General features: G+C 73.9%; 31 protein-coding genes. 14 read left to right on the forward strand and 17 right to left on the reverse strand.

Annotated elements, in window-relative coordinates; translation table 11 throughout:
- Positions 1-1,008, reverse strand: a complete 1,008-nt coding sequence (locus BX266_RS21625) for a GNAT family N-acetyltransferase (RefSeq protein ID WP_099902253.1) — start codon at positions 1,006-1,008, stop codon at positions 1-3.
- A gap of 128 nt (positions 1,009-1,136) precedes the next feature.
- Here BX266_RS21625 and fdxA point away from each other — a divergent pair, with 128 nt between their 5' ends.
- Together fdxA and dapC are read left to right on the forward strand one after the other, a co-directional pair.
- Positions 1,137-1,463, forward strand: a complete 327-nt coding sequence (gene fdxA / locus BX266_RS21630) for a ferredoxin (RefSeq protein WP_030061559.1) — start codon at positions 1,137-1,139, stop codon at positions 1,461-1,463.
- A gap of 89 nt (positions 1,464-1,552) precedes the next feature.
- A complete protein-coding gene (dapC, locus tag BX266_RS21635; protein WP_099908138.1) occupies positions 1,553-2,626 on the forward strand; it encodes a succinyldiaminopimelate transaminase in 1,074 nt (357 codons plus the stop codon).
- A gap of 70 nt (positions 2,627-2,696) precedes the next feature.
- On the opposite strand, the gene BX266_RS41200 is transcribed toward dapC, so the two are convergent.
- Both BX266_RS41200 and BX266_RS21645 read right to left on the reverse strand, forming a co-directional pair.
- A complete protein-coding gene (locus BX266_RS41200; protein ID WP_399170157.1) occupies positions 2,697-3,419 on the reverse strand; it encodes a hypothetical protein in 723 nt (240 codons plus the stop codon).
- Positions 3,420-3,781: 362 nt separating this feature from the next.
- Positions 3,782-4,729, reverse strand: coding sequence for a hypothetical protein (locus tag BX266_RS21645; protein ID WP_099902255.1), 948 nt, complete (start codon positions 4,727-4,729; stop codon positions 3,782-3,784).
- A 173-nt stretch (positions 4,730-4,902) separates the two neighbouring features.
- On the opposite strand from BX266_RS21645, the gene dapE reads away from it, so the two are divergent.
- Together dapE and BX266_RS21655 are read left to right on the forward strand one after the other, a co-directional pair.
- Positions 4,903-5,976 (forward strand): succinyl-diaminopimelate desuccinylase, encoded by a 1,074-nt coding sequence (gene dapE, locus BX266_RS21650; protein WP_099902257.1) that lies wholly within the window; start codon positions 4,903-4,905, stop codon positions 5,974-5,976.
- A gap of 63 nt (positions 5,977-6,039) precedes the next feature.
- Entirely contained in the window at positions 6,040-6,822 is a 783-nt protein-coding gene (locus BX266_RS21655) for a TIGR00730 family Rossman fold protein (protein WP_099902259.1), read from the forward strand.
- Between the two features lie 48 nt (positions 6,823-6,870).
- On the opposite strand, the gene folP is transcribed toward BX266_RS21655, so the two are convergent.
- Entirely contained in the window at positions 6,871-7,683 is an 813-nt protein-coding gene (gene folP, locus BX266_RS21660) for a dihydropteroate synthase (RefSeq protein ID WP_099908140.1), read from the reverse strand.
- Between the two features lie 191 nt (positions 7,684-7,874).
- Between folP and BX266_RS21665 the strand changes: the two genes are divergently transcribed.
- Both BX266_RS21665 and BX266_RS21670 read left to right on the forward strand, forming a co-directional pair.
- Positions 7,875-8,288, forward strand: a complete 414-nt coding sequence (locus tag BX266_RS21665; RefSeq protein WP_099902261.1) for a DivIVA domain-containing protein — start codon at positions 7,875-7,877, stop codon at positions 8,286-8,288.
- The gene (locus BX266_RS21670; protein WP_099902263.1) at positions 8,285-8,851 is read left to right on the forward strand and encodes a DNA-3-methyladenine glycosylase I; all 567 of its coding nucleotides are present in this window, start codon (positions 8,285-8,287) and stop codon (positions 8,849-8,851) included. Before BX266_RS21665 ends, BX266_RS21670 begins: the two co-directional genes overlap by 4 nt.
- Before the next feature lie 52 nt (positions 8,852-8,903).
- Here BX266_RS21670 and BX266_RS21675 read toward each other — a convergent pair whose 3' ends face one another.
- On the reverse strand, positions 8,904-9,704 hold the full coding sequence (locus BX266_RS21675; RefSeq protein WP_099902265.1) for an enoyl-CoA hydratase-related protein: 801 nt from the start codon (positions 9,702-9,704) through the stop codon (positions 8,904-8,906).
- A 291-nt stretch (positions 9,705-9,995) separates the two neighbouring features.
- Between BX266_RS21675 and BX266_RS21680 the strand changes: the two genes are divergently transcribed.
- Positions 9,996-10,163 carry a DUF3117 domain-containing protein gene (locus BX266_RS21680; RefSeq protein ID WP_014137929.1) on the forward strand — a complete coding sequence of 56 codons (168 nt, stop codon included), beginning with the start codon at positions 9,996-9,998 and terminating at the stop codon, positions 10,161-10,163.
- A gap of 103 nt (positions 10,164-10,266) precedes the next feature.
- On the opposite strand, the gene BX266_RS21685 is transcribed toward BX266_RS21680, so the two are convergent.
- The gene (locus BX266_RS21685) at positions 10,267-10,941 is read right to left on the reverse strand and encodes an O-methyltransferase (protein WP_399170162.1); all 675 of its coding nucleotides are present in this window, start codon (positions 10,939-10,941) and stop codon (positions 10,267-10,269) included.
- Between the two features lie 247 nt (positions 10,942-11,188).
- Here BX266_RS21685 and sigE point away from each other — a divergent pair, with 247 nt between their 5' ends.
- From sigE to BX266_RS21705, 4 genes are all read left to right on the forward strand, one after another.
- Positions 11,189-11,896 carry an RNA polymerase sigma factor SigE gene (sigE, locus tag BX266_RS21690; protein ID WP_099902267.1) on the forward strand — a complete coding sequence of 236 codons (708 nt, stop codon included), beginning with the start codon at positions 11,189-11,191 and terminating at the stop codon, positions 11,894-11,896.
- Entirely contained in the window at positions 11,893-12,756 is an 864-nt protein-coding gene (locus BX266_RS21695; RefSeq protein ID WP_099902269.1) for an anti-sigma factor, read from the forward strand. The genes sigE and BX266_RS21695 overlap by 4 nt, the downstream gene beginning before the upstream one ends.
- A 132-nt stretch (positions 12,757-12,888) precedes the next feature.
- A complete protein-coding gene (locus tag BX266_RS21700) occupies positions 12,889-13,311 on the forward strand; it encodes a sec-independent translocase (protein ID WP_099902271.1) in 423 nt (140 codons plus the stop codon).
- Positions 13,312-13,420: 109 nt separating this feature from the next.
- Complete coding sequence (locus BX266_RS21705; RefSeq protein WP_099902273.1) at positions 13,421-14,062, forward strand: hypothetical protein; 642 nt, start codon at positions 13,421-13,423, stop codon at positions 14,060-14,062.
- Here the strand turns inward: BX266_RS21705 and BX266_RS21710 are convergent.
- Complete coding sequence (locus tag BX266_RS21710; protein WP_099902275.1) at positions 14,059-14,412, reverse strand: hypothetical protein; 354 nt, start codon at positions 14,410-14,412, stop codon at positions 14,059-14,061. The two genes, BX266_RS21705 and BX266_RS21710, sit on opposite strands and share 4 nt — an antisense overlap.
- 46 nt (positions 14,413-14,458) lie before the next feature.
- Between BX266_RS21710 and BX266_RS21715 the strand changes: the two genes are divergently transcribed.
- A complete protein-coding gene (locus tag BX266_RS21715; protein WP_099902277.1) occupies positions 14,459-15,271 on the forward strand; it encodes a protein phosphatase 2C domain-containing protein in 813 nt (270 codons plus the stop codon).
- A gap of 57 nt (positions 15,272-15,328) precedes the next feature.
- Here the strand turns inward: BX266_RS21715 and BX266_RS21720 are convergent, their stop codons facing one another.
- The 4 genes from BX266_RS21720 to BX266_RS21735 all read right to left on the reverse strand — a co-directional run bounded on the left by BX266_RS21720 (position 15,329) and on the right by BX266_RS21735 (position 19,092).
- Entirely contained in the window at positions 15,329-16,489 is a 1,161-nt protein-coding gene (locus BX266_RS21720) for an Mrp/NBP35 family ATP-binding protein (RefSeq protein WP_099902279.1), read from the reverse strand.
- Between the two features lie 56 nt (positions 16,490-16,545).
- A complete protein-coding gene (locus BX266_RS21725) occupies positions 16,546-17,196 on the reverse strand; it encodes a DUF1003 domain-containing protein (protein WP_099902281.1) in 651 nt (216 codons plus the stop codon).
- Complete coding sequence (locus BX266_RS21730) at positions 17,186-18,472, reverse strand: magnesium transporter MgtE N-terminal domain-containing protein (protein WP_099902283.1); 1,287 nt, start codon at positions 18,470-18,472, stop codon at positions 17,186-17,188. Before BX266_RS21730 ends, BX266_RS21725 begins: the two co-directional genes overlap by 11 nt.
- Positions 18,473-18,561: 89 nt before the next feature.
- Positions 18,562-19,092: a pyridoxamine 5'-phosphate oxidase family protein gene (locus BX266_RS21735; RefSeq protein ID WP_099902285.1), complete on the reverse strand. Its 531-nt coding sequence runs from the start codon at positions 19,090-19,092 to the stop codon at positions 18,562-18,564.
- 118 nt (positions 19,093-19,210) lie between these two features.
- On the opposite strand from BX266_RS21735, the gene BX266_RS21740 reads away from it, so the two are divergent.
- Positions 19,211-20,131, forward strand: coding sequence for a DMT family transporter (locus BX266_RS21740; protein WP_099902287.1), 921 nt, complete (start codon positions 19,211-19,213; stop codon positions 20,129-20,131).
- Between the two features lie 22 nt (positions 20,132-20,153).
- Here the strand turns inward: BX266_RS21740 and BX266_RS21745 are convergent, their stop codons facing one another.
- A complete protein-coding gene (locus BX266_RS21745; protein ID WP_099902289.1) occupies positions 20,154-21,272 on the reverse strand; it encodes a magnesium and cobalt transport protein CorA in 1,119 nt (372 codons plus the stop codon).
- A 436-nt stretch (positions 21,273-21,708) separates the two neighbouring features.
- On the opposite strand from BX266_RS21745, the gene BX266_RS21750 reads away from it, so the two are divergent.
- Positions 21,709-22,374 carry a suppressor of fused domain protein gene (locus BX266_RS21750; RefSeq protein WP_259464791.1) on the forward strand — a complete coding sequence of 222 codons (666 nt, stop codon included), beginning with the start codon at positions 21,709-21,711 and terminating at the stop codon, positions 22,372-22,374.
- Positions 22,375-22,423: 49 nt separating this feature from the next.
- Here BX266_RS21750 and BX266_RS21755 read toward each other — a convergent pair whose 3' ends face one another.
- The 5 genes from BX266_RS21755 to BX266_RS21770 form a co-directional block, all read right to left on the reverse strand.
- A complete protein-coding gene (locus BX266_RS21755; RefSeq protein ID WP_099908146.1) occupies positions 22,424-23,035 on the reverse strand; it encodes a MarC family protein in 612 nt (203 codons plus the stop codon).
- A 63-nt stretch (positions 23,036-23,098) separates the two neighbouring features.
- Positions 23,099-23,947: a PHP domain-containing protein gene (locus tag BX266_RS21760; RefSeq protein WP_099902291.1), complete on the reverse strand. Its 849-nt coding sequence runs from the start codon at positions 23,945-23,947 to the stop codon at positions 23,099-23,101.
- A gap of 22 nt (positions 23,948-23,969) precedes the next feature.
- Positions 23,970-24,608: a DUF6758 family protein gene (locus BX266_RS21765; protein WP_014137947.1), complete on the reverse strand. Its 639-nt coding sequence runs from the start codon at positions 24,606-24,608 to the stop codon at positions 23,970-23,972.
- Positions 24,609-24,853: 245 nt separating this feature from the next.
- Entirely contained in the window at positions 24,854-24,997 is a 144-nt protein-coding gene (locus BX266_RS38770) for a hypothetical protein (protein ID WP_099902293.1), read from the reverse strand.
- 434 nt (positions 24,998-25,431) lie between these two features.
- The gene (locus BX266_RS21770) at positions 25,432-26,274 is read right to left on the reverse strand and encodes an alpha/beta fold hydrolase (protein ID WP_099902295.1); all 843 of its coding nucleotides are present in this window, start codon (positions 26,272-26,274) and stop codon (positions 25,432-25,434) included.
- Positions 26,275-26,423: the final 149 nt, after the last annotated feature.

A 26,423-nucleotide genomic window follows, 5' to 3' on the forward strand; every position in this document is an offset into this window, starting at 1 on the left:
CTACCGCTGGGGAAGGCGGGCGTAGTGGTAAGTGTGACTGGTCGTGAAGCCCAGCCGGTCGTACAGCGCGATCGCGCCGCCGTTGTCGGCCTCGACCTGCAGGTACCCGCCGGTGGCGCCCTCCTCGGCGCCCCGGCCCGCGAGCTGGGCCATCACCGCGGTGGCCAGCCCCCGGCGGCGGGCCGCGGGGGCCACCTCGACCGCGCCGAAGCAGGCCCACGGGCCGTCGACCACCATCCGGCCGATGGCGAGCGGGGCGCCGTCCGGGCCGGGCACGTGGGCGAACCAGACCGAGGGGCCGCCGTGCAGCACCGCGGCGGCGGCCGCCTCCAGCGCGGGGTCGCCGCCCACCCGGCGGTACAGCGCCAGCCACCCGGGCCCGGCGGTGCGGGCCAGCCGGACGTCCGCGGGGCGGCCGGCGCGGGCCAGGTCGCCGAGCGGGGCGGTGCGCACCAGGGTGGGGGCCAGCGCCGCGCCGAGGCGGTCGAGCTCGGCGGCGAGTTCGGGCGGCGAGCCGGGGGAGACCACCTCGACGTACGCGGGCAGCGAGCGGGCCGCGTACCAGTCGCGCACCCGCTCCAGCGCCGCGTCCACCGGCAGGCCCGGATCGCCCAGCGCCTGGACCGAGTTGGCCCGGCGGGTGAACCCGGAGGAGGCCCGCAGCGTCCACTCGCCCAGCGGCTCCTGCTCGACGGCGGGCCAGCCGCGGGCGGCGATCCGCTGCAGGTCGATCGGGGAGACGGCGGGCGGCGGGGTGCGGCGGGCCGGGAAAGCCGGAACCGGTTTTCCGGCGACCAGCAGTTCGGCGGCGAACCGGATCGGGGCGCCGGCGCGCGGCTCCACCGTCAACCCGGCGCCGTCCCAACCGGTGAGCACGCCGATCACATCCCGGAACTGCGGACGGCCGTCCGCCACGCCGTCCAGACGGCGGACCGACACGCGTCGTCCCACGTCAGACGGGTCTATCCGGACCTCCGGACGCGACTCGAGCGGTACTCCGCCGGTCATCAACGGCACCTCCTGTGCATTTGCAGTCCCCGACCCGCGATACTAGGGGCGGGCATCGACGACGCCGCGCGCAACCGCGCGACCGAGTAAACAGTAGGGCGGCAGCCCTTCCGAGGAGGAACGACAGCGTGACCTACGTCATCGCGCAGCCTTGTGTCGACGTCAAGGACAAGGCGTGCATCGAAGAGTGCCCCGTCGACTGCATCTACGAGGGTGAGCGCTCCCTCTACATCCACCCGGACGAGTGCGTCGACTGCGGTGCGTGCGAGCCGGTCTGCCCGGTCGAGGCGATCTTCTACGAGGACGACACTCCGGAGGAGTGGAAGGACTACTACAAGGCGAACGTCGAGTTCTTCGACGACCTGGGCTCGCCCGGCGGCGCCTCCAAGCTCGGCCTGATCGAGCGCGACCACCCGTTCATCGCCGCGCTGCCCCCGCAGAACGCCGACCACTGATCGGTGGCATCCACGCTGTGAGCACCAACGACAGCACGCACGCGCCGTTCCCGGGCCACCCGGGGGCGGCGCGCCGCGCATCCGACCGCCTGCCGGTCTTCCCCTGGGACAGGCTCGAACCGTACAAGCGCACCGCCGAGGCCCACCCGGACGGGCTGTGCGACTTCTCCGTCGGCACCCCCGTCGACCCGGTGCCGGAGCTGATCCAGCGGGCGCTGGCCGCGCACACCGACACGCCCGGCTACCCCACGGTGTGGGGCCCGCTGTCGCTGCGCGGCGCCATCGCCGGCTGGCTGAACCGCCGCTGCGGCGCCGAGATCGGCCCCGAGGCGGTGCTGCCCACCGTCGGCTCCAAGGAGCTGGTGGCCTGGCTGCCCGGCCAGCTCGGCCTCGGCCCCGGCGACCAGGTCGCCTACCCCCGGCTCGCCTACCCCACCTACGAGGTCGGCGCGCTGCTCTGCGGCGCCGAGCCGGTCGCCTACGAGGACGTCGAGGAGCTCGACGGCTCCAAGGTCCGGCTGCTCTGGCTGAACTCGCCGTCCAACCCGACCGGGCGAGTGCTGGACGCCGCCGAGCTGCGCCGCGCCGTCGAGTGGGCCCGGGCCCACCGGGTGCTGCTGGTCAGCGACGAGTGCTACCTCGAACTCGGCTGGGACGCCGAGCCGGTGTCGGTGCTCAACCCCGCCGTGTGCGGCGGCTCGCACGAGGGCCTGCTGGCCGTGCACTCGCTCTCCAAGCGCTCCAACCTGGCCGGCTACCGGGCGTCCTTCGTGGCCGGTGACCCGGTGGTGGTCCGGGAGCTCCTGGAGGTCCGCAAGCACGGCGGCATGATCGTGCCCGCGCCGGTGCAGGCGGCCACCGCCGCCGCGCTCGCCGACGACGCGCACGTGGCCGAGCAGCGGGCCCGCTACGCCCAGCGGCGCAGCGCCCTGCGGGCCGCGCTGGAGGCGTACGGGTTCCGGATCGAGCACTCCGAGGCGAGCCTGTACCTGTGGGCGACCCAGGACCGGCCGTGCTGGGAGACGGTGGCCGAACTCGCCGCGCTGGGCATCCTGGTGGCCCCCGGCGACTTCTACGGCCCGGCCGGCGACCGGTTCGTGCGGGTGGCGTTCACCGCCACCGACGAGCGGGTGGCCGCGGCCGTGGAGCGGCTCAAGCGCTGACCCGCCGTCAGGGCGTGCGGAAGGGGCGGAGCCGGCCGGCTCCGCCCCTTCCCGTTCACCCGGTGCGGGGTCAGCCGATCGGCAGGCCGCCGCCGCCCACGCCGCCGAGCAGGCCGCCGACCGGGCCGAGCGCGCCGGTCAGGCCGCCGAGCGGGCTGTCGCCGCCCAGCCCGGGCATGCCGCCCAGCCGGTTGGCGGACTCGTGCTCGGTCAGGCCGGCGACGGCGCCGGCGACCGGCAGCGACTGGACGACGCCGGTGACCGGGCCGAGCTTGTCGGCGGCCGGCAGGCCCTGGGTCAGCTTGTCGGCCGGCAGGCCCTTGGTGACGGTGCCGAGCGGGCTGGCGGTGGCCTTGTGGGCGGCCGGGACGACCTTGTCGGCGACCGCGGGGCCGACCTTCTCCTCGACCGCGGGGGCCAGCCGGTCGGAGAGCATGCCGACCGCGCCGGTCAGCTGGCCGGCCTTGCCGACCGGGCCGAGCTTGCCGAGCGCGTCGTCGGTGGAGGGCAGGCTGTGCGCCACGGTGTTGCCGGCCGCGTCACCGGCCGCCGGGCCGCCCGCCGCCAGGGTCGCGGCGCCGGTGGTGCCGACCATCTGGCCGAGCTCGTGGGTCGCCCCCTGCACCGCGTCGCCCGAGTTGGGGACGTCGGCCAGCTTGGTCACGCCGGCGCCCAGGTCGGTCTGCGGCACCACCTCGGTGGCGGAGGCGGCGCCCGCGGCCGCCAGCGGGGCCGCCGTGGCGGCGACCAGCAGGGCGGCCTGGGCGATCCGGCGCGTGAGGGGGAGGGACATGGTGCTCCTAAGAGGTGAGGTCAACGGTCCGCAGGGCGGGCGGCGGTGGGGCGTTCCGTCCGGCGGGCGACGTGTATGACCGCAAGAGCACCGGGAAGGTTTCGGCCGGTCAAGGTCAAGGGTTGGCAAAGATCGGACGATCCTTTTTCGGACCCCGCGGAACTCGCGCCCCGGCGCAGGGCCCTGAAAAACCGTCACTTCCCTTGCGGGCCGGGCCGACGGGGGACCACCGGCGCACCGGTGCGGGGCCGCCCGACCGGGCCGTTCCCGTCAGCGGGCGTTGACCCGAATCACCCGCCGGGCGGTCACCCGCGCACCAGTGCGTCAACGCACCGTCAGGGCGCGCACCACCCGTGGACGGCTCACTTCCCGGCCGGCGCGCCCAGCGTCACCAGCACCCGGTCGGACGGGGCGACCGCCAGCGGCTTCCAGCCGTCGTTCGGCCGGTCCACCCGCCACACCTTGCCGTCGTACGCGACCTGGCCGATGCCCAGGTCCGCCGCCCGGGCCACCGCCCAGTGCGCCAGCGCCCACCCGGTCTGCGCCGCACCGCCGGAGCCGGCCGTGCTCGCCGTCACCTGCGGGCTGAACGCCAGCACCTCGCGCGGGTCCTTCGCCGGCTTCGCGTCCGGACCCACCGCCACCGCCTTGCCGAACTCCCGGCGCACGCGCTCCTCCACACCCGCCGGCGAGGCCGCCGCGTCGGGCGCGGGCAACTCGTGCACCACGCAGTTCAGCGAGGCCGGCTCACGGCCCGTCAGCACCGCGGACAGCAGCATGGCACTGCCCTCGTGCTTGGCGTACGCCTGCGGGTAGCCGCTGCGCTGCACCTGCTGGGCGGCGTCGGTCAGCGGCATCTGCGCGTACCCGTTCACCTTCACCAGCGCGTCCAGGAACTTGTTGGTGGAGTACACCGGGTCCATGATCTGCTCGACCGTGCCCCAGCCCTGCGAGGGCCGCTGCTGGAACAGGCCCACCGAGTCCCGGTCGCCGCCCTCCAGGTTGCGCAGCTTCGACTCCTGGATCGCCGTCGCCAGCGAGATGGTCACCGCCCGCTCCGGCAGCCCGCGGGACATCGCCACCGCGGTGATGGTCGCCGCGTTGGCCGCCGCCGGCAGCTCCAGCGTCCCCGAACCGCCCGCCGTGGTGATCTTGCAGCCCTCGTCCGGCACCGTGATCTTGTCCCGGTTCAGCCACACCACCAGCGCGCCGACCACCGCCAGCGCGAGCAGCCCGACCAGCACCCGCCGCCACGGCCGCCGTCGGCGCGCGGACCCACGGCCCTCCGAGTACCCGGCGTCTGTGGCCACGGCCTGCCCCTCTCCTTCGTGCTGCTGTCGCATCGGTCCTGGTCCGGCGCGCGGCCGTTCGCGGACACCGTAACCGCTCGGACGGCCGTACGGGTCCGCGCGGTTGCGCGGACCCCCGCGCGGCCGTCGCGGCTCTGTCGGAAAGGCGCCGCCCTGTCGATAAGGTGGCCGCCATGAGCAGCCCGAACGAGCCCCTCGACCTGACCCTCGACGGCGGAGCGCTGACCGCCCGCCTGGTCGACTTCCCGTCCGTCAGCGGCGAGGAGACCGCGCTCGCGGACGCCGTCGAGACCGCGCTCCGGGCCTACCCGCACCTCACGGTCGACCGGTACGGCAACAACGTGGTCGCCCGCACCCACCTCGGCCGGTCCGAGCGGGTGGTGCTCGCCGGGCACCTGGACACCGTGCCGATCGCCGACAACGTCCCGTCCCGGGTCGAGGGCGACCTGCTCTACGGCTGCGGCACCTCCGACATGAAGTCCGGCGTCGCCGTGCAGCTGCGGCTCGCCGCCACCCTCACCGAGGCCAACCGCGACGTCAGCTACGTCTTCTACGACTGCGAGGAGGTCGAGGCCACCCGCAACGGCCTCGGCCACCTGTTCGCCACCCACCCCGACTGGCTGGCCGGCGACTTCGCGGTGCTGATGGAGCCCAGCGGCGCCGTCGTCGAGGGCGGCTGCCAGGGCAGCCTGCGCGCCGACATCACGCTCACCGGCGTCCGCGCCCACGCCGCCCGCAGCTGGCTCGGCGACAACGCCATCCACAAGGCCGCCGAGGTGCTGCGCCGGCTCGCCGAGTACCAGCCGCGCCGGGTGGAGATCGACGGCCTGGAGTACCGCGAGGGCCTGAACGCCACCCGGATCGACGGCGGGGTGGCCGGCAACGTCATCCCCGACGAGTGCAAGATCCACGTGGCCTTCCGGTTCGCGCCCGACCGCAGCCTGGAGGAGGCCGAGACGCACCTCCGCTCGGTCTTCGAGGGCTACCAGCTGGACATCGTCGACGCCTCGCCCGCCGCCCTGCCCGGCCTCGGGCTGCCCGCCGCCCGGGACTTCCTGGCCGCGGTCGGCGGCGAGCCCCGCGCCAAGTTCGGCTGGACCGACGTCGCCCGGTTCTCCGCGCACGGCGTCCCCGCCGTCAACTACGGCCCCGGCGACCCGAACCTGGCCCACAAGCGCGAGGAGCACTGCTCGCTCGCCGCGATCGCCGAGGTCGAGCTGCGCCTGCGGGACTGGCTCACCAAGTAGCCCTCGCCCAGCCGTTTTCCGTTGTTCCCCGGAAAGTTGCCTCGTCAGGCGTAGGGTTTCGTCATGACAGCCAACGGAGATGAACCCGTCCGCCGGCAGAAGAAGCCGTGGCCCGAGAAGCGCAAGGGCCCGGTGCTGCTGCGGCGGGACCAGGTCGAGACGAGTACGACGGACCAGCGGCTGCTGGACACCACCGGGCCCACCGACTGGTTGCACACCGACCCGTGGCGGGTGCTGCGGATCACCTCGGAGTTCGTCGAAGGCTTCGGCGCGCTCGCCGAACTCCCGACCGCGATCAGCGTGTTCGGCTCGGCCCGGACCCCGGCCGGCTCGCCCGAGTACCAGGCCGGGGTGGAGATCGGCCGGGCCCTCGCCGAGGCCGGCTACGCGGTGATCACCGGCGGCGGCCCCGGCGCGATGGAGGCCGCCAACAAGGGCGCCACCGAGGCCGGCGGGCTGAGCGTCGGCCTGGGCATCGAACTGCCCTTCGAGCAGGGCCTGAACGAGTACGTCGACCTGGGCCTGAACTTCCGCTACTTCTTCGTCCGCAAGACGATGTTCGTGAAGTACGCCCAGGGCTTCGTGGTCCTCCCCGGCGGCCTCGGCACGCTGGACGAGCTGTTCGAGGCGCTGACCCTGGTGCAGACGAAGAAGGTCACCCGGTTCCCGGTGATCCTGTTCGGCAGCGCGTACTGGGGCGGCCTGGTGGAGTGGCTGAAGACCACCCTGGTCGCGCAGGGCAAGGCCAACCCCGCGGACCTCGAACTGTTCCACGTGACGGACGACATCCCCGAGGTGCTGAAGATCCTGGACGCCGCCCGCCGGCCGCAGGGCACCCCCGCGTAGCCCGCGGCGTGACGGTCCGCCGGCCCGAGCGGTGACGGCCCGTCAGGCTCAGGCGAGCCCCCGGCGGGCGACCGCCGGGGGACGGGTGCCGCGGATCGAGGCGACCATGTCCAGCACCTGGCGGGTCTCCGCGACCTGGTGCACCCGGTAGACCTGCGCACCCAGCCAGGCCGACACCGCGGTGGTGGCCAGGGTGCCCAACAGGCGCTCGTCCACCGGCCTGTCGAGGGTCTCGCCGACGAAGTCCTTGTTGGAGAGCGAGACCAGCACCGGGAAACCGGTCGCCGTCATCTCCGGCAGGCGGCGGGTCGCCTCCAGCGAGTGCCGGGTGTTCTTCCCGAAGTCGTGGCCCGGGTCGATGATCAACCCGTCGCGGCGCACGCCCAGTTCGAGCGCCCGCTCGGCCAGGCCCACGGTCACCTTCAGGATGTCCGCCATCACGTCGGCGTAGCCCACCCGGTGCGGGCGGGTGCGCGGCTCCGCGCCGCCCGCGTGGGTGCACACCAGGCCCGCGCCGTGCCGGGCCGCGACCTCGGCGAGCTTCGGGTCGAAGCCGCCCCAGGCGTCGTTCAGCAGGTCCGCGCCGACCTCGCAGACCGCCTCGCCGACCTCGTGCCGCCAGGTGTCCACGCTGATCACCGCGTCCGGGTGGCGCCTGCGCAGCTCCGCCACGAACGGCACCGTGCGGCGCAACTCCTCCTCGACGGTGACCTCCTCGCCCGGACCGGCCTTCACCCCGCCGATGTCCAGGATCGCCGCGCCCTCGGCCACCGCCCGGTCCGCCGCGGCGAACGCCGCCTCGTCGGCGAAGGTCGCGCCGCGGTCGAAGAACGAGTCCGGGGTGCGGTTGACGATCGCCATCACGACCAGCTCGTCCGGACCGAATTCCCGCGTGCCGAGGCGTAGTGCCACCGGTGTCTCCTCCTCAGCGCTCCCGGGTGCAATGATGGGCCCCGGCCTGTACGGGGACCATGATCCCACCTTGCTCCCGCCCGCGGGCCGTAGCCGACCGGGAACTGCCGGACCTGCCGGGGACTGACGGAGGACAGCTCGTGTTCTGGGTGATCGTGGTTGCGATGGCCGTGGTGGTCGGCGGTGCCGCGCTGGTGGCGCTGGGCGGCGGCGGGACCCTTCCGGAGGCGGAGCACGACCGCCTCTCCGCCCGCCTCCCGCAGGACCGCCCGCTGAGCCGGGTCGACGTCGACGAACTCCGCCTCCCGATGGCGGTGCGCGGCTACCGCATGGACGAGGTCGACGACGTGCTCGACCGCCTCGGCGCGGAACTCGCCGTCCGGGACGCCCGGATCGCCGAACTGGAGGCCGTCGGCGCGGTGCGCGGCTCGGTGGAGGCGTCGTCCGGCGCCGCGGCGGGGGAGCCGCTGCCCGGGCTGGAGTCCTTCACCGCGGTGCTGGAGAAGGAGCCCGCCGAGCCCGCCGGACGCGACGAGAAGAGCGACCGCTCGTGACCGGTGCCGTTCTCGGGGCCGACGGGCTGCGACGGTGCGGGTGGGGCGACTCGGCGGACGACTACCGGGTCTACCACGACACCGAGTGGGGCCGGCCGGTCCACGGCGACCAGGCGCTGTTCGAACGGATCTCGCTGGAGGCCTTCCAGTCCGGCCTGTCCTGGATCACCATCCTGCGGCGCCGGGAGGGTTTCCGGGCGGCGTTCGCGGACTTCTCGATCGACGCCGTGGCGGAGTTCGGCGACGCCGAGGTGGAGCGGCTGCTGGCGGACACCGGCATCATCCGGAACCGGGCGAAGATCGTGGCGACCATCGCGAACGCCCGGGCCGCGCGAGAACTCGACGGCGGGCTGGACGAGTTGATCTGGGGCTTCGCGGGCGACCCGGAGCGGGCGGCGCCCATGACCCTCGCGGACGTGCCGGCCGTGACGGCGGAGTCGACGGCGCTGGCGAAGGCGCTGAAGCGCAGCGGGTTCCGGTTCGTCGGCCCGACCACGGCCTACGCCCTGATGCAGGCCTGCGGACTGGTGAACGACCACCTCGCCGACTGCCACGCGCGCTGATCCGCCCCGGGGGCCCACCCACCCGCGCCCCCGGCGGGGCGCGGGGAGTCGCTCAGCGGCCCACGTAGCCGGGCTTCTCCTTGGCGATGAAGGCGTCGACCGCGATCCGGTGGTCCTCGCTGTTCCCGGCCAGGGTCTGCAACTCGTCCTCCTTGTCGAGCAGTTCGGAGAGCGAGTGGGAGGCGCCGTAGGCCAGCGACTCCTTGATGGCGCCGTACGCGACGGTGGGACCGTTGGCCAGGGTCAGGGCGAACTCGTGCGCGGCGGCCGCGAGTTCGGCAGCGGGGAGGACGCGGGTGGCGAGGCCGAGAGCGAGGGCCTCCTCGGCGCGGACGGTGCGGGGGAGCATCAGGAGCTCGGTGGCCCTGGCGTGCCCGACCAGGCGGGGGAGGGTCCAGGAGGCGCCGGAGTCGGCGGTCAGCGCGACCCCGGCGAAGGAGGTGTTGAAGCCCGCGGTGTCGGCGAGCAAGCGGAAGTCGCAGGCGAAGGCGAGCGAGGCTCCGGCGCCGGCCGCGACGCCGTTGACGGCGGCGACGGTGGGCTTGCGCATCCCGGCCAGGGCGCGGACCAGCGGGTTGTAGTGCTCGGCGACCGTGCGCAGCGCGCCCTCGCCGGTCTCCTGCTGGTGGCGGAGCAGGCCGAGGTGCTCCTTGAGGTCCTGGCCGACGCAGAACGCCTTGTCGCCGGCGCCGGTCAGCAGCACGGCCCGGACCTCGGGGTCGCCGGCCGCGGTGGTGACCGCGTCCCGGAGGGCGACCTTGGTGGGGACGTCGAGGGCGTTCATGGCGTCGGCGCGGTCGATGGTGAGGACGGCGAGGGCGCCGTCGCGCTCGTAGCGCACGGTGTCGGACATGGGTGAGGGCTCCCGGGTCGCGGTGGGCTGTCGTGGGTCAGCATGCCGGAGTGCGGCCGTCCGGGGGAGTGTGAGGTGTCGCACCCCCGGCGGGCGTGTCGGACTGCGACGGGATGCGGCTTTGGGCAGGTAATCGGCGCTTTCGAGCAGGTTGGTGAGGGTTGGCGCAGAGAGTGATGTTGGTCATCCAGCCGTCGCATGCGGGATAATGGCTTCCGATCAATGCGTTCGATACCGGCGGTGGACGGACTGCCGGTGCGTACCTGAACGGTTGCAGGAAGGGGAACGAGCATGGCGGCCATGAAGCCGCGGACGGGTGACGGCCCGCTGGAGGTCACCAAAGAGGGGCGGGGCATCATCATGCGAGTTCCGCTCGAAGGGGGCGGGCGCCTGGTGGTGGAGCTGACGCCGGACGAGGCCGACGCCCTGGGCGAGGCCCTGAAGAAGGCCTGCGGCTGACCTTGCGGCAGGTACTGCCCCGCACCTTCCGGTTCTCGAAGGTGTTCGACGGGCCCGGTCCCCCGGTAAGGGGGCCGGGCCCGTCGCGCGTGTCCGGGACGGGTCAGCGTTTGACCGCGCAGAGCAGGCCGTCGGAGACCGGGAGCAGGGCCGGCAGCAGGGTGTCGCTCTCCCGGATGTCGGCCACCAGGTCGCGGACGGCGCGGATCCGCGGGTCGTCGAGTCCGGGTTCGGCCAGCCGGCCCTCCTGGAAGACGCCCTCGAAGCAGACCACGCCGCGGGGCCGGAGCAGGCGCAGCGCCTCGGTGAGGTGGAAGCGGGAGTCGGCCGGGTCGCCGTCGCAGAACACCAGGTCGTACTGGCCGTCGGCGAGCCGGGGGAGGACGTCGCGGGCCCGGCCGGGGATGAAGCGGGCCCGGTTGGCGGCGAACCCGGCGGCCAGGTAGGCCTCCCGGGCGTACTGCTGGCGGACCGGCTCGGAGTCGACGGTGGTGAGCACCCCGTCGGCGCGCATGCCGCGCAGCAGGTAGACGCCGGAGACGCCGGTGCCGGTGCCGACCTCGACCACGGCCTTGGCGTCGAGGGCGGCGGCGAGCAGGCGCAGCGCTGCTCCGCCGCTCGGGCCGATCGCGCGTATCCCGGTGCGGGCCGACTGGGCCCGGGCGTAGGTCAGCACCGCGTCCTCGCCGACGTAGGTGTCGGCGAGGGCCGCTCGCTGGGGCCCGAACTCGGTGATGGCTGCCTCTTCCGGAGCGCCGGTGCCGACCGAAGTCGACAAATTCCAGCGACAGACTACTGGCCGTCCGGGAACCGCGTTCGACGGCTGGCCGTTCCACTTCTACGGGCGGCCGGACCGTCCGGGGCGGTGGCTGTTCGACCGCTCTTATCCGGGCTTGACGGGTGAGGTGGATATGGTGGTGGCTCTGCTGGGCAGAAGAGCCGACCGAGGAGGTGTGGCCGAGGGCGACGTCCCTGTGCAGCGGCATTTCCGCGGCACCTCGTCGGCCCGTACGCCGAAGCCCGTGATGAACCAGTCTGTGCATTCCCCCCTGGACAAGCCGACCGCAGCCGACGACTCGGTGGTCGAGACCGCCGGCACGCTCGCGTCCTTCGCCGAGGGGCCCGACGCGCAGAGCTGGACGCCGCCCAGCTGGGAGGAGATCGTCGAGGCGCACAGCGCCCGGGTCTACCGCCTCGCGTACCGGCTGACGGGCAATCAGCACGATGCCGAGGACCTCACGCAGGAGGTCTTCGTCCGGGTGTTCCGCTCGCTGTCCACCTACACCCCCGGCACCTTCGAGGGCTGGCTGCACCGGATCACCACCAACCTGTTCCTGGACATGGTGCGCCGCCGCCAGCGGATCCGCTTCGACGCCCTCGCGGACGACGCCGCGGAGCGCCTGGCCAGCCGCGAGCCCAGCCCCGCCCAGCACTTCAGCGACACCCACTTCGACGCGGACGTCCAGCAGGCGCTGGACACCCTCGCGCCGGAGTTCCGGGCCGCCGTCGTGCTCTGCGACATCGAGGGCCTCTCCTACGAGGAGATCGCCGCCACCCTCGGCGTGAAGCTCGGCACCGTCCGCAGCCGGATCCACCGCGGTCGCTCGCACCTGCGCGCGGCCCTCAAGCACCGGGCGCCGAACACCGCCGCGGGCCGCAACCGCCGGGGCGGCTCGGAGGAGCCCGTGCCGGTGGGCGCGGAGCCGGGCGGCAGCGACCGGAGGGGGTCATGAGCGATCGCGCCCCCGAGCGCGCGGACGCCCCCGGGCGCTCGCGCTGGGCGCCGCTGCGCCGGGTCGAGCCGGCCGCCCCGCCGGCGCCCGACCTGCGGCCCGTGGCGCTGCGTCCGGTCGAGCCGGCCGCCGAGGAGCACCACCTGGGCGACCGGCTGACCGCCTACCTGGACGGCGAGCTCGGCCACGACGCCCGCGAGCGGGTCCAGGCCCACCTGGCGACCTGCGCGGACTGCCTGGCCGAGGCCGAGGACGCCCGCGCGGTCAAACGGACGCTCAGCGGCGCCGGCACGCCCGGCCCGTCGGCGGCCCTGATGGCCCGACTGATGTCCGTCGCCGCACTGCCCGAGGACGAGCCGGGCCCTGACGGTCCGTCGGGGTCCGGCGGCGTGTTCGGCGGCAGCCGGCTCACCGGCGGCTCGTTCGGCCGCGGCGCCGGCTTCGGCGGGGGCGCGCTCGGCGCCGACGCCCCGATACCCGGGATCGACCCGCGGGCCGGCCTGTTCGGCTCCCGCCCGTCCGCCGCACCGCGCCGCGACCCGGCCGCGATGCCGCGCCCGCTCGCCGCACTCGGCGAGCTGCCCACCGCCCGCCCGCAGCCCGCCCGCGGCCGCCGGCTGGTGTTCGCCGCCGCCGGGGCCTTCTCGGTCGCCGCGGTCACCCTCGGCGGGGTCGGCGGCGTCACCGCGGGCCAGGGCACCACCCGGCAGCCCACCAGCGTCACCCCGGTCGGCGGGGCGATCGTCCCGGTGAACGCCCAGCAGCCCGCCGCGGACGTGCAGGAGTACCCGCTGCGCACCCGGGCCCAGGCCAGCGCCCCGCCCTCGCCTACCGGTGACCCGCGGCAGCTCCTGCGCTAGCCTGCCTTCACCGGCACGCCGTCGACGCCGGTCACCCGGGTGGTCTTTACCACGGTTTCATCCACGGGGGGCCGGGGGAACGGCCGACCGCGTTTACCCTTGTTGCAGCGTTGTCGGGTGCTGGGAGTTCAGGTGTTCGGAGACATAGGCGGACTGGAGGTCATGACGCTCATCGTCATGGCCATCGTGATCTTCGGCCCGGACAAGCTCCCCAAGCTGATCCAGGACACCATGGGCTTCATTCGCAAGATCCGCTCCTTCGCGGACAACGCGAAGGAGGACATCCGCAGCGAACTCGGGCCGGAGTTCCAGAACTTCGACTTCGAGGACCTCAACCCGAAGACCTTCGTCCGCAAGCAGCTGCTCGGCGACGGCGAGGACCCGCTCGGCCTGAAGGACCTCAAGGACAGCGTCGACATCAAGTCCGCGCTGAACGGCGACCCGACGCCCACGCCCACCGCCTCGGTCGACTTCTCCAAGGCCGCCACCGCCGCGAGCGCCGGACCGGCGCTGTCCGCCGGCGAGCGCCCTCCGTTCGACCCGGACGCCACCTGAGGCCGACCGCCCCGCCCCGCTTCGACGACGCCCCGCCCCAGCAGGCGGGGCGTCGCCGTTCGCGCCGCTATGGTGGTCCACCAGAAGAGCCCAGCCGAGGAGGCCCGCAGTGGACGCCACGCACAGCACGGTAGGCACCGCCGCCACGCGCCAGCCCGCCGACCCGTTCGCCGCGCACCGCGCCGCCGACTTCGCCTGGTACGGCCTCGACGAAGGCTGGACCGGCCGCCGCTGGCTCGGCCAGGTCGGCACCGGCCAGCGGGCCGCCGACATCCCCGACTACGGCACCCTCGGCCACGGCGACGAACCCGGCCGCGGCCCCGAACCGCGCGACACCCGGCGGTTCGCCGTCGTGGTCACCGTCGCCCGCCGGGACGTCCGCCGCAGCGCCGACAACACCGGCACGCTGGAAGCCACCTCCGCCTCCTCCGCCGCCTGGCTGGCCGGCGCCGGACTGCTCGCCGCCACCTGGCCCGGCAACCTCGACCGCACCCTCCGGCAGAACTGGCTCGACCAGCAGTCCGCCCTCGCCTGGGACCTCGCCGACGACCTCGAAGGCCCCGGCTGGTCCTCCCTCACCCTCCCCGTCAACGGCCTGCCGCAGCCCTTCCGCTACCGCGAATCCGAGTACGGCTGGGTCCTGGCCGGCGAGGCCCCCGGCGTGCTGATCGGCGCCTACGGACGCTCGGTGTCCGCGTACGGCGTCGGCTTCACCGCGGTCTCCGACCTGGAGACGTACGACGGGCGCTAGGCGTAGCAGCGGTAGGAACCGTCCACCTGGCGGGCGATCCGGCCGCCGTCGCAGGCCAGCATCGGGGCCAGGACCGTTGCGCGGTAGGTTCCGAACGCCAGCAGCAGGAGCCCCGCCACGGCCACCGCGATCCGGCCGCGGCGGGAGCCGTACAGGCCGACGGCGATCCCCGCGATCCCCAGCAGCAGGCCCGGGGCCAGGAACATCACCGCCAGGCCCGAGGTGTTGTCGCGGAGGCCGACGAACAGCGGGTCCTCCAGCTCCATCGTGGCGGTCGTGCTGAGGCCCGTCAGCAGGGCCGACAACACCAGGAGCGCCGCCGCCAGGCAGCCCGTCGATCGTCTGTCCACACCCCGAGGACAGTCCCACCGCCCCTCCCGGTTCCGGAGCCGCCCCGTGCAGATGTCGCTCGCCACCGAACCCGGCGCCGCAGACCGGCCGAACGAGGACTTCGCGCTCGCCGGACCCGACACCGTCCTGGTCCTCGACGGGGCCGGGCTCCCCGACGGCACCGACACCGGCTGCGCCCACGGCGTGGTGTGGTTCGTCCGGCGGCTCGGGGCCGCGCTGCTGCGCCACGCCACCGGACGGGACGCCCCACTGACGGAGTGCCTGGCCGACGCGCTGACCGAGACCGCGGCGGCGCACGGCCCCCGCTGCGACCTCGGACACCCCATGACGCCCACCGCCACCGTCGCCGTGCTGCGCAGGCGGGACGAACAGCTCGACTGGCTGGTGCTCGCCGACTCCACCCTGCTGCTCGACCTGCCGTCCGGCGTCCGGGCCGTCTCCGACCACCGCGTCGGCGAGGTGACGGACCGTCAGCAGCGCGACCTCGCCGACCGCCTGGCCGGCCTCGCCCCCCGGGCCCGGCGCGAACTCCTCGCCACCGCCCAGCGCGGCGCCATGAACACCCCCGACGGCTACTGGGTCGCCGGCCCCCACCCCGCCGCCGCCGGCCACGCCCTCACCGGCGGTGCCCCCGCCGCCGGCCTCCGCCTGGCCGCCCTGCTCACCGACGGCGCCGCCCGCCCGGTCGACGACTTCGCCGCCATGACCTGGCCCGACGCCCGCACCCTCCTCCACACCTCCGGCCCGCAGGCCCTGGTCGACCGCACCCGCACCCTCGAACTCACCGACCCCCACCACACCCGCTGGCCCCGCGCCAAGACCCACGACGACGCCACCGCCGTCCTGCTCCGCCCCTGAAAACGCCGAAACCGGCCCCGGGCAGCACGCCCGGAGCCGGAATCGGTCGACGGTCCGTCAGAACTTGTTCTTCGGGGTCAGGCCCAGGGAGAGGCCCGAGAGGCCGCGCTGGCGGCCGGAGAGCTTGCCGGCGATGGTGCGGAGGGCGGCGCCGGCGGGGGAGTCGGGGTTGGAGAGGACGACCGGGCGGCCGTCGTCGCCGCCCTCGCGGAGGCGGACGTCGATCGGGATGGAGCCGAGGACCGGGACGGTCGCGCCGACGCTGCGGGTGAGGGCGTCGGCGACGGTCTGGCCGCCGCCGGTGCCGAAGACGTCGATCATCTCGTCGCAGTGCGGGCAGGGCATGCCCGACATGTTCTCGATGACGCCGACGATCTTCTGGTGGGTCTGCAGCGCGATGGTGCCGGCCCGCTCGGCGACCTCGGCGGCGGCCATCTGCGGGGTGGTGACGATCAGGATCTCGGCGTTCGGGACCAGCTGGGCGACCGAGATGGCGATGTCGCCGGTGCCGGGCGGCAGGTCGAGCAGGAGGACGTCGAGGTCGCCCCAGTAGACGTCGGCGAGGAACTGCTGCAGGGCGCGGTGCAGCATCGGGCCGCGCCAGACCACCGGGGCGTTGCCCGGGGTGAACATGCCGATCGAGATGACCTTCACGCCGTGCGCGGCCGGCGGCATGATCATGTCCTGGACCTGGGTGGGCCGGCCCTCGACGCCCAGCATGCGGGGCACGCTGTGGCCGTAGATGTCGGCGTCCACCACGGCGACCTTGAGGCCGTCCGCGGCCAGCGCCGCCGCCAGGTTGACCGTCACCGAGGACTTGCCGACGCCGCCCTTGCCGGAGGCGACCGCGTACACCCGGGTCAGCGTGCCGGGCTTGGCGAACGGGATCTCCCGCTCGGGCGCGCCGCCGCGCAGCAGCTGGGAGAGCTCGCGGCGCTGCTCCTCGCTCATCACGTCGAGCTCGACGGCGACCGAGGTCACCCCGGGGACGGCGGTGACCGCGTCGGTGACCCGCTGGGTGATCGTCTCGCGCATCGGACAGCCGGAGACGGTGAGGTACACCGCGACCTTCACCGCACCGCCGTCGCCGATCTCGACGGACTTCACCATGCCGATGTCGGTGATCGGGCGGTTGATCTCCGGGTCGTGGACGGTCGCCAGGGCTTCCCGGACGGACTGCTCCGTCACCCCGGCCGCCACCTCTGTCTCGTTGGCCATGTGTTGATGGTACGGCGCGGCGGCCCGCGCCCGACTCGTCGGTAGCGTGCCGAGGGTCACAACGTGTCGGCGGACTCCCGGCGGTCCTCGATCTCCTTGAGCAGCGACTGCAGTTCGGAGCGGATGCTGCCCAGTTCAGAGGCGATGAAGGCGCGGGTGGCGACCTCGCCGAGGCCCTGGCGCAGGGCCGCGACCTCGCGGGTCAGGTACTCGGTGTCGGCGATGTTGCGGTCGCTGCGGGCCCGGTCCTGCTCCATGTTGACCCGGTCGCGGTCGTCCTGGCGGTTCTGTGCGAGCAGGATCAGCGGCGCCGCGTACGAGGCCTGCAGGGAGAGCATCAGGGTGAGGAAGATGAACGGGTAGTCGTCGAAGTGGACGGACGCCGGGAGCAGCGTGTTCCACACCACCCAGGCGATGATCACCACCGTCATCCAGACGATGAACCGCCCGGTGCCGAGGAAGCGCGCGATCCGCTCGGAGAGCTTGCCGAACGCCTCCGGGTCCCAGGCGGGCAGCCGGATCAGGCCCGGGCGGGCGGTGCGCGGCTGGTCCAGCCGGGAGCGGGGCCCGCCCGGGGAGGGCCGTTCCTCGCGGCGGCGGCGCTGCTGCTCGCGGGCCCGCAGTTCGCGCAGCTGCCGCAGTTCGCGCAGCTCGCCCTGGATCCGCTGGCCGGAGCTGTCGCCCTGGCGCTTGCGGTCACCGTCCATCGGGCACCTCGCTCGTCTCGGTCTCGATGTCGTGCGCCGAGCCTTCGCGCCAGTCGTCCGGCAGCAGGTGGTCCAGCACGTCGTCCACGGTGACGGCGCCCAGCAGGCGGTCGTCCTCGTCCACCACCGGCGCGGCCACCAGGTTGTAGGTCGCCAGGTACGAGGTGATCAGCGGCAGCGGGGTGTTGGGCGGCAGCGGGTCCAGGTCGTCGTCGACCATCGAACCGACCAGGGTGTACGGGGGTTCGCGCAGGAGTCGCTGGAAGTGCACGGTGCCGAGGTAGGTGCCGGTCGGGGTCTCGTTGGGCGGGCGGCAGACGTAGACCTGCGCGGCGAGGGCCGGCTTGGTGTCGGAGATCCGGACCCGGGCCAGCGCCTCGGCGACCGAGGCGTCGGGCTCCAGGACGATCGGCTCGGTGGTCATCAGACCGCCCGCGGTGTCCTCCTCGTAGGAGAGCAGGCGGCGCATCTCCTCGGCCTCGGCGGGCTCCATCAGGCGCAGCAGGCGTTCGGCGTCCTCCGCCGGGAGTTCGGAGAGCAGGTCGGCGGCGTCGTCCGGGTCCATGGTCTCCAGGATGTCGGCGGCCCGTTCCTCCTTCAGCTTGCCGATGATCTCCACCTGGTCGTCCTCGGGCAGTTCCTCCAGCACGTCGGCGAGCCGGTCGTCGTCGAGGGCGGCGGCGACCTCGGCGCGGCGCTTGGCGGACAGGTGGTGCATGACGTTCGCCAGGTCGGCGGGGCGGAGCTGCTCGAAGGTGGCGAGCAGGGTGGCCGCGCCCTGGCCCTCCTCGGTGAGCGAGAAGCCGGTGACGGCGGACCAGTCCAGCAGGAACTGGTCGCCCCTGGCCTTGCGCAGCCGGGTGGGCCGGCCGGTCTGGACGAAGACCTTGTCGATCTCCCACTCGCGCAGCCGGGTCTGCACCATCGCCACGTCGAGGACGGTCACCTCTTCGGCGGTCTTGGTGCGGGTGACGGTGCGGTCCAGCAGTTCGGCGAGGACCAGGGTCTCCGACGGCCGCTGCTCGAACCGCCGCATGTTCACCAGGCCGGTGGACAGCACCTGCCCGGACTCCAGGCTGGTCACCCTGGTCATCGGCAGGAAGATCCGCCGCCGCCCGATCACCTCCACGACCAGTCCCAGCACCCGGGGCGGGCGGCCGCCGAGCCGCAGCGAGACGACGACGTCGCGGACCCGCCCCACCTGGTCGCCGTTCGGGTCGAAGACGGCGACCCCGGCGAGATGGGAGATGAAGACCCGGCTGCCTGGCCCCGCCATGCGACTCCCTCCGGTGGAAACGGACACAACCACCCAAATCTAACGGTGGAGGGCCGCCGGCGCGCGGAGCCGGGAGGCGCGGGCGGGTGCTACCGCTTCCGCTTCTTGAACAGGAGCTTGGGCAGGCCGGCCGGGACGGGCTGACGGGTCGTCACCGGGCTGGGCATCGGGGGAGCGGTGAGGGCGTCCGTGGGGAGGGCGGCGAGCGGGCCGGTGGGCTCCAGGCGCAGCACGCGGCACTCGCGGGCCCAGCGGTCGGTGATGGTGTCGGTGTCGGGGGCGTTCAGGCGCTTGCCCTTGAGTTCCTCGACGGCGCCGTCCCAGGCGGGGGTGCCCGGGGCGAGCAGGGTGACGGTGGCGGTGAAGGCCACCAGGCGGCCCCACTTGTCCTTGCTGCGGAGGGTCAGGGCCGCGGTGGCGCCCGCCGCGAGGCCGTGCAGGGGCTGTTCGCCGCCCTCGCCGACCACGACCACCGCGCCGTCGTGCCAGGCGTGCCAGAGCGGGCGGGCGTGCGGCTGACCGGCGGGCTGGACCCAGAGCAGGCCGGACTTCTTGGCGGCTTCCTCCACCAGGGCCCGGTCCAGGAAGTCTTCCGCGCTCGCGGTCGTCGTACGCTCCATGGCGCACAGCGTACGGCCTGGGTGTCCGCGGCCGGTCCCATCCCCCGGACGACAGTGCCGTAGCGGCCTGACAGCCCTTACCGTGTATGCCGTCCACCACACCGCCCGAAGGAGCGCCGTGACCGCCGCCAGCACCACCGTCCCCGCCGCACCACCGGCGACCGGGGAGCGACGGCAGCTGCCGCGTACCGACCTGATGCTGCTAGCGGTGTCGATCGCCGGGATCTCGCTGTCCGCGCCGCTGATCAGCGCGACGGCCGCGCCCGCGCTGGCCATCGCGTTCTGGCGCAACAGCATGTCGGTGGCGGTGCTGGGCCCGTACGCGCTCTGGCGGCACCGGGCCGAGCTGCGCGGGATCCCACGGCGGGCGCTGCTGCTGGCGACCGCGGCGGGCGTGCTGCTGGCGCTGCACTTCGCGCTGTGGATGCCGAGCCTGCGGATGACCTCGGTGGCGTCGGCGACGGCGCTGGTGACGACCACTCCGCTGTGGACGATCCTGCTGATGCGGCTGTTCGGGGCGCGGGCGCCGCGGCTGGTGTGGCTGGGCACCGGCGTCGCGTTCGCGGGCGTGCTGGTGCTGACGGGGGTCGACCTGTCGGTGTCGCCGCGGGCGCTGCTCGGGGACGGGCTGGCGCTGGCCGCGGGCGCGGCGGCGGCCGGGTACATGCTGCTGGGCGCGGAGGTCCGGCGGACGGTGTCGACCACCGCGTACACCCTGGTCTGCTACGCGACCTGCGCGGTGGCGCTGCTGGCAGCCTGCCTGCTGACGGGCAGTCGGCTGGGCGGCTGGCCGGCCGGCGCCTGGTGGCAGATCTTCCTGCTGATGGTGACGGCGCAGCTGCTCGGGCACTCGCTGAGCAACCGGGTGGTGCGGACCCTGGGCCCGTCGATCACCTCGACGGCGATCCTGCTGGAGACCCCGGGCGCGGCGCTGATCGCCGCCGTCTGGCTGGGCCAGTGGCCGCCGGCCGCCGCCTACCCGGCGGTCGGCCTGATCCTGCTGGGGCTGGTCCTGGTGGCCCGGGCGGAGCGCCGCTGACGCCCCGCCCGCCGACGGGCCGTCACAGCCAGCCGTTGCGGCGGAAGCCGCGGTACATGCCGACGCAGATCAGCACGATCGCGCCGAGCACGGTCGGGTAGCCGTACGTCGACTTCAGCTCCGGCATGTGCTCGAAGTTCATCCCGTACACGCCGGTGATCATGGTCGGCACGGCGAAGATCGCGGCCCAGGCGGTGATCTTGCGCATGTCCTCGTTCTGGGCGACCGAGACCTGCGCCAGGTTGGCCTGGAGCAGCGAGTTGAGCAGTTCGTCGAAACCCTGCACCTGCTCGCTGACCCGGGCCAGGTGGTCGGCGACGTCCCGGAAGTACTTCTGCATCTCCAGGTCCACCAGCCGCGGGGCCGGCTCGGACAGCTGCAGCATCGGGCGCAGCAGCGGGGTGACGGCGCGCTTGAACTCCAGCACCTCACGCTTGAGCTGGTAGACCCGGCCGACGTCGGCGCCGCGGCCGCCCTTGTTGGCGAACACGTCGTACTCGATCTCGTCCACGTCGTTCTGCAGGCGCTCGGCGACCAGCAGGTAGTTGTCCACCACGTGGTCGGCGATGGCGTGCAGCACGGCGGCCGGGCCCTTGGCGAGCAGGCCGGCGTCCTCCGCGTCCGCCTCCAGGCGGTGGCGCAGCTCGCGCAGCGAGGAGTGCGCGCCGTGCCGGACGGTGATCACGAAGTCCGGGCCGGCGAAGACCATCAGCTCGCCGGTCTCGACCACCTCGCTGGTCGGCGTGAGCTGCTCGTGCTCGACGTACCGGACGGTCTTGAACACCGCGAACAGCATGCCGTCGTACCGCTCGACCTTGGGGCGCTGGTGCGCGTGCACGGCGTCCTCGACGGCCAGCGGGTGCAGGCCGAAGCGCTGCGCGATGCCCTCGAACTCGGCCTCGGTGGGCTCGTGCAGACCGATCCAGCTGAACGAACCGGGCCCGGTCTGGTGGGCCGCCTTCACCTGCCGGGCGGCCTCGCGCGGGCTGCAGGTCTCCCCGGCCCGCTTGCCCTGCTGGTACACGGCGCAGTCCACCACGGCGGACGGCGTGCGCCCGGGGTGCAGCGGCTCGAAGTCGTCGCCGACCCGACGGCGGGTCGGGCGGACGACGGCGGCGCGCAGGTTGTTGATCATCGACATGGCGCGGGCTCCCTAAGGCCGGACCGGCGCGCCCCGGCCTGGCGGGCGGGTGCGCGGCGGCGGAAAACACCGGTGGACACGCCGGGGTTGAGGAAGCGTCAGAAATCCGCTGCCGAGCGGGTTTCGGCGGAAGAACCCCGGGGAAGGTGCTCTCCCGGCCGGGCGCGACGCTGCGTGGAGCCTTGGTCAGCCGTGCGAGCGGCTGGTCAGGGTGGGCCGAGGAGAGCTGCCGGTACTGCATGGTCGACTGCTGTCCACCATGACCACCTCCTCCACGCCGGGGCCCGCGCGGGGGCCGTCGCGGTCCTGGTTCGTATTCACAAGGCCGACCGCTCACATTAACAGCTCTTCCCGGGACCGCGCCCGGGACTTCGCCGTCCGCCGGGTAAAGGTCGCGCCAAGGTTCGCCGCCGCATGCGCGCGCTAAGGTCGCGGCATGGCGCACGACTTCCCTCACTTCGGCGACTTCTCGAATCCGGCCGAAGGCCCCGACGCCGGTCACGGCGACGGCGGCCCCACCCGGTCGACGGTGCTGGACGCCGTCGAGGCCCGGCTGCTCGCCACCTTCGGCGAACCCACCGGCCGGGCCGCCGTCACCTTCCTCGGCGCGGACCGGATCGAGGTGCTGCGGTTCGGTCCCGACGCCGACGGCCTGGTCCGGTACGCGACCCTCGGGATGGCCGCCGCACCGATGGCCGACCCGGCCGCACCGGTCGCCGACCCGGTGCGCGGCCCGCGGGTCGAACTGGTGCTGACGGTGCGCGGCGGGCGCGACGAGGCGCACAAGGCGCTCGCCGTGTTCGCCGCCAGCCCGCAGGTCGAGGGGCTGGTGGTGGCCCCCGGCGGCTCGCTCGACCTGGGCTCTCCGCTGTGGACCGGTGCCCCGTTCACCTCGGTGCTGGCCGCCGAGCCCGGCGGACTGGTCGAGGACCTCGAACTCCCGTCGCCCGCCGACCCGGTGCGCTTCCTGCCGCTGCTGCCGATGACGCCCAACGAGGCGGCGTTCAAGCGCGTCCAGGGCGCGGAGGCGCTGCAGGAGCGCTGGCTGAAGCACGGCACCGACCTGCGCGACCCCGACCGCCGCGGCGTCCCGCTGGACTGACGGGGAGTCGGGGGCGAGGTCGGGCGCGGTCCGGCCGGGCGCCCCGGGCTCAGGCCGGATAGGCGTCGACGAAGCCGAACACCCCGCTGGCCACCAGCTGCACCGCGATCGCGGACAGCAGCAGGCCGGACAGCCGGGTGATCAGCACCACGCCGCCCTCCTTGATCACCCGGATGATCACCAGCGAGAAGCGCATGGTCAGCCAGAGCACCCCGTGGATCGCCACGATCGCCGACCACACCGCCACGTACTGCGCCGAGCCGTGGGCCTGCTGGACCCCCAGGATCACCGCCACGATCGCCCCCGGCCCGGCCAGCAGCGGCGTCCCCAGCGGCACCAGGGCCACGTTGACGTCCTTGGTCTGGGTCGGCTCCTCGATCCGCCCGGTCAGCAGGTCCAGCGCGATCAGCAGCAGCAGGATGCCGCCGGAGACCTGCAGCGCCGGGATCGACACGTGCAGGTAGCTGAGGATCTGCTGGCCGAACAGGCCGAAGCAGGTGATCACCCCGAGCGCCACCGCCGCGGCCTGCCAGGCCATCCGGCGCTGCACCTTGCCCGCCCGGCCGGAGGTGAGCGCCAGGAAGATCGGGATGGTGCCCGGCGGATCCATGATCACGAACAGCGTGACGAACAGCGACCCGAAGACCTTGCCGTCGATCACGCCGCTCATACCGGGCATTCTCCGCGTCCCGGGTGCTCCCGGGCGGCGGGCGCGCCGAGCGCGTCACCCGGTGATCGGCTTCGCCCCCGTCGCCTGCGCCAGCAGTGCCCCGTACACCGCCGGGTCGGTGGTGTGCTCGCCCAGCCGGACCGTCTTGCGGCTGCCGTGGTAGTCGCTGGAACCCGTCACCAGCAGCCCCAACTCGCCCGCCAGGCCGCGCAGTCGGACCCGGGTCTCGTCGTCGTGGTCGACGTGGTCCACCTCCAGGCCGCCCAGGCCCGCCGCGGCCAGCTCGGCGATCACCGCGTCCGACACCGTCCGCCCGCGCTTCACCGCGCCCGGGTGCGCGAACACCGGCACCCCGCCCGCCGCCCGCACCAGCCGGACCGCCGTCACCGGATCGGTCTCGTGCTTGCGGACGTCCGCCCGCCCGTCGTTGGCCAGCCACTCGGGGGTGAACGCGTCCGAGACGGTGGCCACCACGCCGGCCTCCACCAGCGCCGAGGCGATGTGCGGCCGCCCCACCGAGCCGGCGCCGGCGATCCGCTCCACCTGCTCCCAGCTGATCGGCGCGCCCAACTCCCGGCAGCGCTCCACGATCGCCCGGCCGCGCCGGAACCGGTCGGTGCGCACCAGTTCACGCTCGGCCGCGAACTCCGGCTCCGCCGGGTCGAACAGGTAGGCCAGCAGATGCATGCTGATCCCGTCCACGTGGCAGGACAGTTCGGCGCCCGGCACCAGGGTCAGGCCCGTCCCGGCCACCGCGGCCGCCGCCTCCCCGTACCCCGCCACGGTGTCGTGGTCGGTCAGCGCCACCACGTCCAGTCCGGCGGCCACCGCGTTGGCGACCAGCTCGGCGGGGGAGTCGGTGCCGTCCGAGGCATTGCTGTGGGCGTGCAGATCGATGCGCATGCCGCCCAGGATAGGGAGCCGGTCAGCCCAACAGGCGCGGGGTGAGCGCCCCGCAGGGCAGCAGGCCGAGTTCGGCGCCCGCGTCCCGCAGGTCGGTCAGCACCAGTTCGTCGTGCATCAGCAGCGCGGACTGCTCGGGCCAGGCGATCGCCCACAGCCACAGGCCGCGTGCCTCGCCCACGTACACCGCGCGGTCGTCCGGCGCGCCCGGGACGTGGAACATCGGGGTCGGCCGCCCCGCCGCCATCAGCTTGGCGTCGGCCGGCTTGTACAGCGCCACCGAATCGCCCGGGTCCGGCCCGTCCAGCCCCGCGTACCGCGCGCCCAGCCCGATGCCCAGCTCCTCAGCCACCAGCACCAGTTCGCCGAACCCGCCGAGCGGCGCCGGCCCCGAACAGGCGACGGCGGTGGCGCGGGCCCCTGACAGGTCGTCACCCGCGTGCGCGATGCCGGTGAACAGCCAGCCCACCGGCAGCGGCCAGGGCAGCCACACCGGGACCTGCGAGCGGTTCACCGCGACGTTCAGCGCCTCGATGCTGGGGGGCAGCACCGGCTGCATCGGGTGCACGGCACCGTGCAGATCGCACTGCCAGGTGTCGGAGAAGAGACCGGGGGCGCGGACCCGACCGGCGCACCTCGGGCAGCTTGGCTCGCCCCTCATAACCGACAACGGTCCTCCCTCCGGACAGCTCCGTCAAGGACGATCACCCGTAAGGAGTGCGTCGCGACCCGCCCCGGGCACCGGCCCGGCACGGCAGGGTGATGTCCCGGGCGACCCGCTGCCAAACCCCCGCAGGTCGCAGCCCCCGAACGCACTGACGCCCCGTCGGTCCCAGGGGTCTCCTGCGGTGACGGGGCGTCAGTTGGGTATCGGAACGTCGGACGGCTCGGCGCGTCCGCGTCCGGTCACACGGCCTTGCACGGCCGGATGTACAGGCGTTCGCCGGTCTGCGCGGCGGTCTTCAGGTACTCGGACACGGTCTCCGCGTCGGCGATCAGCCGATCGGTCTCCGCGCCGGCGTGATCCAGGCGAAGGATCTCGAAATGCATGGGCCTCTCCCTTCCCGTCCTCGGGCTCCGAGGCGGACTCGGCCGGCGGTCGGCCATCACACGATGGCCCGTCGGCGTGGGCTGGGTCGGACGTCCGGCAGGTGCAGTCACCCGTCGCTCCCCCCACTCTCGAACAGGACTTCTTCAGCGGCACTTTCCTTGCGGCACTGGAGGGAGGCAGAGGTGCCTCGATGACTCACTGTGCCGCGACGCTGCTTCCCGGCGGTTGCCCGCCGGTAAATCCGTGGTTTCGGCGGCCGGAGGAGGGTGCGGCCGCCGGAGGGTACTGATCCCGGACGAATTCAAATATTACCCGAGCTAACGATTCCTGTCGCGTGAATATTTCACCCGACTTCTGAGTGGCCGTCAGGAAGCCTGCCGGTGCCCCGGAAGCGGGCGCAAAGATCTCCGGGGACCCCCGGGAACGGCAGCCGTCAGGCGGACCAGAAGGCGGCCAGGGCAGCAGCCGTCTCGGCCGGGCGCTCGGCGTTGGGGGAGTGGCCCGCGCCCGCGATCACCGTGCGGTGCGCACCCAGGCGCTCCGCCATCCGCGACTGCTCCGGCACCGGCCACGCGTAGTCCCGCTCACCCGAGAGCACGTGCGTCCGCAGCCCCACCGCCGCCAACTCGGCCACCCGGTCCGGCGCCGAGACCAGGTGCGCGGCCGCCGCCCGCAGCGCCCGCGGGTGGTTCCCCAGCCAACGGCGGTGCAGGAACTCGGCGATCTCCGGGTCCAGCGGGGGCACCCGCTCGCCCTCCATCTCCCGCATCACCTGCCAGATCGACTCCAGGTCCATCGACCCCAGCGCGTCCAGCAGCAGCGCCGTCCGCGCCCCCTCCGCCGGATCGATCGCCCCCGGGCCGGTCGACAGCAGCGTCAACGAACTCCACGGCTGCTCGTCCGGGTCCTGCAGCACCGCCTCGCGGACCACCTGGCCGCCGAAGGAGTGCCCCAGCAGGTGCAAGGGGCCGGAGGCCCCGAGCTGCCCGGCGAGAGCCCGGACGTCCGCGCCCAGCGCCTCGATCGTGTAAGCCGCCGGGTCGTCCGGGCCGCCCGACTCGAACTGCCCGCGCTGATCCACCGCGACGGTGCGGAAGCCCGCCTCGGCCAGCGGCTCCAGCAGCGCGATGAAGTCCTCCTTGCTGCCCGTGAACCCCGGCACCAGCAACGCCGTCCCCCGCACCGCCCCGCCAGGCTCCCCGCACAACCCGGCCAGTCCCGCCACGCGGACCGCCCGCACACAACCCGGCAGCTTCAGGAACGGCGGCGTACTCATGTGCTGTGGCCTCTCACGCGATCACCCGACACCGTCACCATACGGCCGACCCGGCGGCGGGCCGGCGAGGGACGCGGAGGACGCGCAGACAGGGGCGCGTGGGGGCACCCCCGGCCTTCCGGTCGGGAGGTGCCCCCACGCGCCCCTGA

The sequence above is a fragment of the Streptomyces sp. TLI_171 genome (assembly GCF_003610255.1).
In the GTDB taxonomy this organism is placed as follows: Bacteria; Actinomycetota; Actinomycetes; order Streptomycetales; family Streptomycetaceae; genus Kitasatospora.

What these genes read in the sequence shown, in the direction of transcription:
- BX266_RS21625 (WP_099902253.1), bottom strand. Translation starts at nt 1,008, where the DNA reads ATGACCGGCGGAGTACCGCTCGAGTCGCGTCCGGAGGTCCGGATAGAC.
- BX266_RS41200 (WP_399170157.1), bottom strand. Translation starts at nt 3,419, where the DNA reads ATGTCCCTCCCCCTCACGCGCCGGATCGCCCAGGCCGCCCTGCTGGTC.
- dapE (WP_099902257.1), top strand. Translation starts at nt 4,903, where the DNA reads ATGAGCAGCCCGAACGAGCCCCTCGACCTGACCCTCGACGGCGGAGCG.
- BX266_RS21655 (WP_099902259.1), top strand. Translation starts at nt 6,040, where the DNA reads ATGACAGCCAACGGAGATGAACCCGTCCGCCGGCAGAAGAAGCCGTGG.
- folP (WP_099908140.1), bottom strand. Translation starts at nt 7,683, where the DNA reads ATGGCGATCGTCAACCGCACCCCGGACTCGTTCTTCGACCGCGGCGCG.
- BX266_RS21675 (WP_099902265.1), bottom strand. Translation starts at nt 9,704, where the DNA reads ATGTCCGACACCGTGCGCTACGAGCGCGACGGCGCCCTCGCCGTCCTC.
- BX266_RS21680 (WP_014137929.1), top strand. Translation starts at nt 9,996, where the DNA reads ATGGCGGCCATGAAGCCGCGGACGGGTGACGGCCCGCTGGAGGTCACC.
- sigE (WP_099902267.1), top strand. Translation starts at nt 11,189, where the DNA reads ATGAACCAGTCTGTGCATTCCCCCCTGGACAAGCCGACCGCAGCCGAC.
- BX266_RS21695 (WP_099902269.1), top strand. Translation starts at nt 11,893, where the DNA reads ATGAGCGATCGCGCCCCCGAGCGCGCGGACGCCCCCGGGCGCTCGCGC.
- BX266_RS21720 (WP_099902279.1), bottom strand. Translation starts at nt 16,489, where the DNA reads ATGGCCAACGAGACAGAGGTGGCGGCCGGGGTGACGGAGCAGTCCGTC.
- BX266_RS21725 (WP_099902281.1), bottom strand. Translation starts at nt 17,196, where the DNA reads ATGGACGGTGACCGCAAGCGCCAGGGCGACAGCTCCGGCCAGCGGATC.
- BX266_RS21730 (WP_099902283.1), bottom strand. Translation starts at nt 18,472, where the DNA reads ATGGCGGGGCCAGGCAGCCGGGTCTTCATCTCCCATCTCGCCGGGGTC.
- BX266_RS21735 (WP_099902285.1), bottom strand. Translation starts at nt 19,092, where the DNA reads ATGGAGCGTACGACGACCGCGAGCGCGGAAGACTTCCTGGACCGGGCC.
- BX266_RS21745 (WP_099902289.1), bottom strand. Translation starts at nt 21,272, where the DNA reads ATGTCGATGATCAACAACCTGCGCGCCGCCGTCGTCCGCCCGACCCGC.
- BX266_RS21750 (WP_259464791.1), top strand. Translation starts at nt 21,709, where the DNA reads ATGGCGCACGACTTCCCTCACTTCGGCGACTTCTCGAATCCGGCCGAA.
- BX266_RS21760 (WP_099902291.1), bottom strand. Translation starts at nt 23,947, where the DNA reads ATGCGCATCGATCTGCACGCCCACAGCAATGCCTCGGACGGCACCGAC.
- BX266_RS21765 (WP_014137947.1), bottom strand. Translation starts at nt 24,608, where the DNA reads ATGAGGGGCGAGCCAAGCTGCCCGAGGTGCGCCGGTCGGGTCCGCGCC.
- BX266_RS38770 (WP_099902293.1), bottom strand. Translation starts at nt 24,997, where the DNA reads ATGCATTTCGAGATCCTTCGCCTGGATCACGCCGGCGCGGAGACCGAT.
- BX266_RS21770 (WP_099902295.1), bottom strand. Translation starts at nt 26,274, where the DNA reads ATGAGTACGCCGCCGTTCCTGAAGCTGCCGGGTTGTGTGCGGGCGGTC.